The organism is Thermodesulfobacteriota bacterium (assembly GCA_039028315.1).
In the GTDB taxonomy this organism is placed as follows: Bacteria; Desulfobacterota_D; UBA1144; order Nemesobacterales; family UBA2774; genus CR02bin9.
The window spans coordinates 1-7,933 of the sequence record JBCCIH010000112.1 but is presented as its reverse complement, the minus strand read 5'-3'; the positions used below and the strand labels follow the sequence as shown (position 1 = coordinate 7,933).

The window sequence follows — 7,933 nt, the reverse complement described above, 5'->3', positions numbered from 1 at the left end:
TGATATCTCTATCTTAGAGGTTGGCGATAATGTGATAGAGGTTAAATCCACAAACGGTGATACTCACCTTGGTGGAGATGACTTTGACAGGCTGGTTATGGAATACATTATTGATGAGTTTAAAAAAGAGTCCGGAATTGACTTAAGCAATGACAAGATGGCGCTTCAACGCCTTAGACAGGAAGCTGAGAAAGCTAAGATTGAGCTTTCAAATACCCTAGAGACAGAGGTTAACCTTCCGTTTATCACAGCAGACGCTTCGGGGCCAAAGCATCTTGTTATGAAAATAACACGCTCTAAGTTTGAGCAGCTCATTGAAGATAGAATCAAGGGAACACTTGAGCCCGCAAAACAGGCCCTTAAAGACGCAGGGCTTAAAGCCGCAGATATTAATGAAGTTATTCTAGTGGGTGGATCAACCAGAATCCCTATGGTTCAAAAAGTTGTTACCGACTTTTTTGGAAAAGAGCCACATAAGGGTATTAACCCGGATGAAGTTGTGGCAATGGGAGCTGCAATTCAAGGCGCTGTACTTGGCGGTGAAGTAAGAGATGTTCTTTTATTAGATGTCACCCCGCTTTCACTGGGTATTGAAACCCTTGGCGGCGTTATGACAAAGATTATTGAGAGAAACACTACAATACCTACAAAAAAGAGTCAGGTATTTACGACAGCTGAAGACAATCAGACATCTGTAGAAATTCATGTTCTTCAAGGCGAGCGCCAGATGGCAGGTGACAACAGAACACTTGCCAGATTCATCTTAGACGGTATACCACCATCTGCCAGAGGTATTCCTCAAGTGGAAGTTACGTTTGATATGGATGCGGATGGTATTTTCCATGTATCTGCTAAAGATATGGCGACTCAAAAAGAACAAAAAGTTAGAGTAGAAGCCTCTAGCGGACTTAGCAAAGAAGAGATTGATTCTATGGTTAAAGACGCTGAGGACAAATCAGAAGATGATAAAAAACGTCATGAGCTTGTAGAGAGCAGAAACAAACTTGACGAGCTTATCTACAGAACAGATAAAAGTTTTAAGGAATTTGGGGACAGCCTCTCTGATGAAGAGAAAAAAGAACTTGAAGAGGCTCTAGAGAGCGGACGAGCCGCAGTGAAAGGCGAAGACGCAGAAGCCATAAATCAGGCAACTGAAAAAATTACTCAAGCCTCTCATAAATTAGCTGAGCTTATGTATAAGCAGCAAGCAGAAGGTGCTGAAGCCGGAGCAGACGGCGCACCACCGCAAGCTGATGGAAGTGGAGCAGAAGATGTAGACCAGACATCAAGCGAAGCTGATAACGACAAGAAAGACGGCGATGATGTTATTGACGCCGAGTTTACTGAAAAATAATATTGGTATAAAGAAAATGAAAAAAACAGATCAAAGGCGGCCCAGTGCCGCCTTTGTAATATATAAAGCCTATTAGTGAACTAAAAAATATTTGCCCAGTAGTTAAATTAATGTTAATTTATTATGAATTATTGGGGTATTCCAATTATAGAAACAACCGAGGTATATATTTGCGGAGGCAAGAAAAATGAAAGCAGGAATTCATCCTGAATACAAAGATGTGAATGTTAGCTGCTCATGCGGTACAACATTTAAAACAAAATCTACTAGGTTTGAAGACTTTTCCGTTGAGGTTTGTGCCGACTGCCATCCTTTCTATACTGGAAAAGAAAGGGCAGCTGAGGCTAAAGGTAGAGTTGAAAGATTCAAAAGAAAATATAAATCAAATTAGCCCTAACTATACATTATGATATCTAATAAAAAGGAGCCGAGACTAGCACAAAGCAACAGGGCAAATATGTAAGCACACCATACAAAAAAGAATGCGGAGGTGATTCGCAATGGCAGAGTATAGTAGAGATAGTATTAGAAATATTGCTCTTATTGCTCCCCACGGCGCAGGAAAGACTTCACTAGCTGAGGCGATGCTTTATATGCATGGAGCCACAGCAGATCTGGGAAAGGTTGATGACGGTTCATCCACTCTGGACTATGAATCGGAAGAGAAACACCGAAAAATGTCAATCAACTCCCATGTGGCATTCTTTGAAACCAAAGACAATCTTATAAATTTAGTAGACACACCCGGATTTTTAAACTTCTTATACGAAACAGAAAGTGCAATTAAAACAGTAGACGGAGCTGTACTGCTTGTAGAAGCAATACAGGGAGATGTAGCTGTACAAGCAAAAAAGTATTGGGATATGGCAGGTGATATCCCAAGAATCATTTTTGTAAACAAGCTGGATAGAGATAACACCTCTCTACAAGATACTGTCAGTAGTATTTCAAATGAGCTGGGAATAAAAGCACTTCCATTTACATACCCAATTGGCGAGGAAGGCAGCTTTGACGCGGTCGTGGTCCTTGTGGACATGAAAGCATATTCATACGACGGCGACGGTAATGTGCAACAAGTCCCAATACCGGATGAAATATTGGACGATGTAAAAGATGCAAGGGAAAAGATTGTAGAAGCAGTTGCAGAACTTGATGATGAGCTGTTAGTCAAATATTTAGATGGAGAGACAATTGATGAAGATGTAATGATAAAGATGCTTCATCAAGGAATATTAGATGCCAAAATCTATCCAGTATTTGCCGGCTCGGCGACAAACCTAATAGGGATAAAAGCGCTTGTAGGCGGAATTTGCAGATATCTTCCTTCACCAGTGGAAAGAAAGCCAATAACAGCCACAAATGGAAGTGGCGAGGATACACAAATAAGTCCTGAAGAAAACGGTTCTGCTGCCGGATATATTTTTAAAACCATATCAGACCCATATGCTGGAAAAATTAGCATATTCAGGGTTTTTTCTGGATCAATAAAGGCAGATTCTACCATTTACAACTCCACCAAAGGTGCAAAAGAAAAACTAGGACACCTCCATAGATTAATCGGCAAAAAAGAGTATCCAGTAAATGTAGCGCAATGTGGCGATATTGTGGCAGTAAATAAGCTCAAAGAAGCCCATACAGGCGATACACTTTGTGATGAATCTCATCCTACGGTAATTCCTCCGGCTGAGCTTCCTGCCGCTGTTTTATCATTTGCAATCGAGCCTAAGTCCAGAAGCGATGAAGATAAACTAAACCCTTCGCTTGCAAGAGTTCAAGAAGAAGACCCTACCATACAATATAGAATGGATAAGGAAACAAACGAGTTCTTGCTGTCTGGAACTGGTCAATCACATGTTGAAGTCACCGTAAATAAGTTAAGAGACACATACGGCGTAAATGTTGATCTTCATACCCCTAGGGTCCCATATAAGGAGACTATCACGGGAAGAGCTACCACAGAGGCTAAATATGTTAAGCAAACCGGCGGTAAGGGGCAATATGGAGTGGTCTCAATTGAAATAGAACCACTGCCTAGAGGCGGGGAATTTGAATTTGTAAATAAAATTGTAGGCGGAGCAATACCTAAAAACTTTATTCCTTCGGTTGAAAAGGGCATCATTGATGCTATGAAAACCGGTATTTTGGCAGGGTATCCGGTTGTGGATGTGAGAGCAACCCTATTTGACGGCAAATTCCATGCTGTAGATTCCTCTGATATGGCATTTCAGATAGCAGGGTCAATGGCTTTTAAACAAGGCTCACAAGAGGCTAAACCACAGCTTTTAGAGCCTGTTATGAAAATGGAGATAACAATTCCTGAAGACTCTATGGGAGATGTTATAGGAGATGTTAATTCCAGAAGGGGAAAAGTATCGGGCGTTGACTCTTTGGCCGGCGCACATATCATAAACGCCCTTATACCTATGGCAGAAATATTGACTTATGCTCCTGAGCTAAGGTCAATTACGAGCGGACGGGGATCTTTTAGTATGGATTTTTCTCATTATGAGGAAGTTCCTCACCAGGAAGCTGCAAAAATTATAGAAGCGGCTTCAGCGGCTAAAGAAGCTGAAGAATAGGTGTTCATATTTAGATAATAGCACAGAAAACCAACTTAATACAAAGCTTGAACATAGCTAAACTTTAACTTAAACTATAATTAGTAAGTTCTTGTTATTACTATACAAAAAGGCTAACATTGCGCACTGCTTCAATAGATATTGGCACAAATACTATAAGACTTTTAATCTGCGATCAATCACAAGATGGCGAGCTTAACAAGCTCTATATTGACCGCCAAATAACTCGTTTAGGAGAAGGTTTTTCTAAAGATATTCGCCAAATAACTCAAAAATCAATGAACAGATCTATCTTAGCATTAAAGGCCTTCGCTGATTTGATAAACAAATATAACGTTGAAAAAACTAGGGCCGTAGCTACAAGTGTAGTTAGAGAAGCACAAAATGGGTCAGAATTTACTCAAAGGGCCGAAAACGAAGCAGGAATAAAGGTTGAAGTTATATCAGGAGACGAAGAGGCCGAGCTGACAGTTCTTGGAGTTCTGAATTCAATATCCAAAGAGCCAGATGAATGCTTAATTTTTGATATTGGCGGAGGAAGCACAGAGTTTGTACTAATTCAAAAGGGAATAATTGTAAACCAAACAAGCACCCCTTTAGGCGTTGTTCACATGACGGAACAATATCTATCAAAAGAGCTGGAAACTCCTGAAGAAATAACAGAACTCACTGCAATTATTAAGAATATTCTAGATAAAGAATTATCTGATTTTGAATCAACAAACAGCAATCTTACAATAATCGGAACAGCCGGCACACCCACAACCCTTGCAGCTATTGAACTTGGGCTTGTAAAATATAAGCCTGAGCTAATAAATGATCATATTTTATCCAGATCAAAGACCGAGATTATTCTTAACAAGCTACTTAAGGTTCCCATAAACAAGAGGTCTCAAATGCCTGGGCTTGAAACAGGCAGAGAAGACATAATCATAACAGGAACACTCATATTACTTCAGACATTAGAGAAATTTTCTTCCGATGAGCTAATTGTTAGTGACGGTGGGGTATTAGAAGGTATAGCTCAGAGTCAAATAGCAAAACTTTCAAAAAAATAAGTTATTATGATCCGTCGTTGACAATCTGAACTTAATTATTATATTTTGAAGGGATTAAAACCCTTTTAAATATCCATAATTTCAGCTTATTTGTTTGTTATTAATTAGATTTTGGAGGTAATTATGAATACAGAGAACAAAGATCAAAAGGTACAAGATACTGAGCCGCTAACTGAAGAAGAAAATGCCGCCGAACTTGAGGCCTCAGAAATTGAAAACGAATCTGCGGATAACAATGAAGAAGAAAACCAATTTGAGGAATTGAACAAACAGTATCTGCGTCTCGCGGCTGATTTTGATAACTATAAGAGAAGAATGTCCAAGGAAAGAGAAGATAGCATAGCTTATGGTAATGAAGAGATCATAAAAGAGATGCTAAATGTGCTTGATAATCTTCAGAGAGCACTTGATCACACTGAGCATCAAAAAGATGCCAAACCAGTGATTGACGGCGTAAAATTAGTCCAAAAACAGTTTTTAAATACATTAGAGAAATTTGGCGTACAGGCTATTGATGCTTCTAAAGGAAGTGAGTTTGACCCTATGCTTCATCAGGCTATTGAACAAGCTGAATCTGATGAGATAGCCCCCGGGTTAGTTCTTTTGGAAATGCTCCCAGGATATACGCTCAAAGAGCGTCTTTTAAGGCCCGCACTAGTTGTTGTAGCAAAAGATAAAAACAGTTAAACAATTTTAGCTAGGAACGATTTATGACATCCATTGATTATTATGAAGTTCTAGAGATAGAAAGAAATGCAGACCACGAAGAAATTAAACGCTCATACAAGAGACTAGCGTTTGAATACCACCCTGACAGAAATCCCGGAGACACAGACGCCGAGGAAAAATTTAAAGAAATTAACGAAGCCTATCAGATACTAAGTGACCCTGATAAAAGGGCCCGATATGACAGCTTTGGCCACATGTCATCAGAGAGTATGTTCTCTGACCAAAATTTTGACGCAGGTTTTAATGACATATTTGGAAATCTGTTTGAAGAAGTATTTAACGCAGGCACAAGAACAAGGGCTCAGAGAGGCAGCGATCTACGGTACAATCTTGAGATAACATTTGAAGAAGCTATTGAAGGAACTGAAAAAGAAATCGTAATACCTAGACATGTTCTATGCGCCGATTGCGGGGGATCAGGCGCAGCTCCAGGGGGCGAAGCTACATGTATTGAGTGCGGCGGCAGAGGTGAGCTTACATACACTCAGGGGTTTTTGGCAATCAAAAGAGCTTGCCATTCATGCGGAGGTAGTGGTAAGACTATCACAAAACAATGCTCAAGCTGCGCTGGACAGAAGTTCATAAGAACTGAGAATGATGTAAAGGTAAAAGTACCACCGGGAATAACAGATCAGTCGAGACTTAGAATAAGGGGCGAGGGCGAAGTAGGACTCTACGGAGGCCCGGAAGGGGATCTGTATATTGAAATATATGTACAAGAGCATCCTCTATTCAAAAGAGAGGCTGAGAACCTTTTCTGCCAGGTTCCCATTAGTTTTGTGAAAGCGGCCCTGGGAGCTGAGGTAGAAATACCGACCACAAATGGAAAAAGCACTATAAAAATACCTCCCGGCACTCAGTCGGGGCAAACATTTAGATTAAAAGGTAAGGGCGCTCCTAGGTTAGATGGCAGAGGGGTTGGTGATCTTTATATTGAAACTAACGTTGAAATACCGGTTAAACTCAGCAAAAAACAAAAAGAGATCCTAGAGCAGTTCTCTGAAGCTTGTGAGGAAGAGAATGATCCACTTTCTAAGAAATTTTTTGATAAGCTAAATCAGCTATTCAGCTAACAGTAACTAACTAATTAAAATCCGCCGGCAATTGCTGGGATAATGGAAACGACATCATTATCATTAAGAGCAGTCTCTTTTCCATTTAAGAATCTGATATCCTCATTGTTCACATAGAGGTTAATAAACCTTCTTACCTCTCCAGACTCATCACAAAGCCTGTCTTTAAGTCCAGGATATTGGTTCTCTAGTTCATCTATTAGAACTGATACATTAGAGGCGCTTACATTCACCTCGTCCTGATCGGCTGTTAATTTTCTAAGCGGTGTTGGAATGCGCACTGATGGCATCTTCAGACCCTCCTTGATTTTCATTATTTATAGTTTCATAAAGCTCTTCAAATTCTTCCAGATTCGCATCAATTATATGCGGCTGAGAAACATCATCAGTAATAGCTTCCTGGGTTTTTAGCCCATTTCCAGTTATTGCCACAACAATTGACTCATCTTTTGGAATTGCACCTTGCTCAATTAGCTTTTTGGTAACTCCTATCGTTACCCCGCCAGCTGTTTCTGTAAAAATTCCCTCAGTTTCGGCCAGGAGCTTAATTCCATCAATTACTTCCTGATCTGTAACATCTTCTCCCCAGCCTCCGCTTTCATTCATTACTCTCATAGCATAAAATCCATCCGCCGGAGTTCCTATTGCAAGGGATTTTGCAATTGTATCAGGTTTAACAGGTTTAAAGATTTCCCACTTATTTTTAAGTGCCGTAGTAATAGGGGAGCATCCCTTTGCCTGAGCACCGTAAATCTTTGTACCGCTCTCTTTAACCAAGCCCATCATTTCAAACTCTTTAACTGCTTTCCAAACTTTTGTAAGAAGCGAGCCACTAGCCATTGGAATAACAAAGTTCTTTGGCGCACGCCATCCTAACTGCTCCATAACTTCAAATGCCAAAGACTTTGAGCCCTCAGCATAATAGGGGCGCATATTAATATTAACAAATGCCCATCCGAACTTGCCTGCAACCTCGCTGCAAAGCCTGTTCACATCATCATAAGTTCCTTTAATTCCTATAAGATTTGCGCCATATACCGTTGTGCCAACAATCTTGGCCTGCTCCAGATTATATGGAATAAAGATATAGTTTCTAAGATTAGAGGCCCTAGATAATGCCGCTACAGCATTTGCCAAGTT

The 7,933-nt window shown here is 40.2% G+C and carries 8 protein-coding genes; 6 read left to right on the top strand and 2 right to left on the bottom strand.

The features are described 5' to 3' along the window. From AAF462_07830 to dnaJ, 6 genes are all read left to right on the top strand, one after another. The coding region (locus AAF462_07830; GenBank protein MEM7009026.1) for an Hsp70 family protein at positions 1-1,354 on the top strand (1,354 nt) is incomplete at its 5' end. Positions 1,355-1,541: 187 nt separating this feature from the next. Continuing rightward, a complete protein-coding gene (gene rpmE / locus AAF462_07825) occupies positions 1,542-1,745 on the top strand; it encodes a 50S ribosomal protein L31 (protein MEM7009025.1) in 204 nt (67 codons plus the stop codon). 109 nt (positions 1,746-1,854) lie between these two features. After that, positions 1,855-3,933, top strand: a complete 2,079-nt coding sequence (gene fusA / locus AAF462_07820) for an elongation factor G (GenBank protein MEM7009024.1) — start codon at positions 1,855-1,857, stop codon at positions 3,931-3,933. Positions 3,934-4,052: 119 nt separating this feature from the next. Then, entirely contained in the window at positions 4,053-4,991 is a 939-nt protein-coding gene (locus AAF462_07815; GenBank protein MEM7009023.1) for a Ppx/GppA phosphatase family protein, read from the top strand. A gap of 123 nt (positions 4,992-5,114) precedes the next feature. Continuing rightward, positions 5,115-5,678 carry a nucleotide exchange factor GrpE gene (gene grpE / locus AAF462_07810; GenBank protein ID MEM7009022.1) on the top strand — a complete coding sequence of 188 codons (564 nt, stop codon included), beginning with the start codon at positions 5,115-5,117 and terminating at the stop codon, positions 5,676-5,678. Positions 5,679-5,701: 23 nt separating this feature from the next. Then, positions 5,702-6,793, top strand: coding sequence for a molecular chaperone DnaJ (gene dnaJ / locus AAF462_07805; protein MEM7009021.1), 1,092 nt, complete (start codon positions 5,702-5,704; stop codon positions 6,791-6,793). 14 nt (positions 6,794-6,807) lie between these two features. Here dnaJ and AAF462_07800 read toward each other — a convergent pair whose 3' ends face one another. Together AAF462_07800 and thrC are read right to left on the bottom strand one after the other, a co-directional pair. After that, positions 6,808-7,083 (bottom strand): MoaD/ThiS family protein, encoded by a 276-nt coding sequence (locus tag AAF462_07800; protein MEM7009020.1) that lies wholly within the window; start codon positions 7,081-7,083, stop codon positions 6,808-6,810. Then, positions 7,052-7,933 (bottom strand): threonine synthase (gene thrC, locus AAF462_07795; GenBank protein ID MEM7009019.1); only part of this gene is annotated, 882 nt, incomplete at its 5' end. The genes AAF462_07800 and thrC, both read right to left, overlap by 32 nt.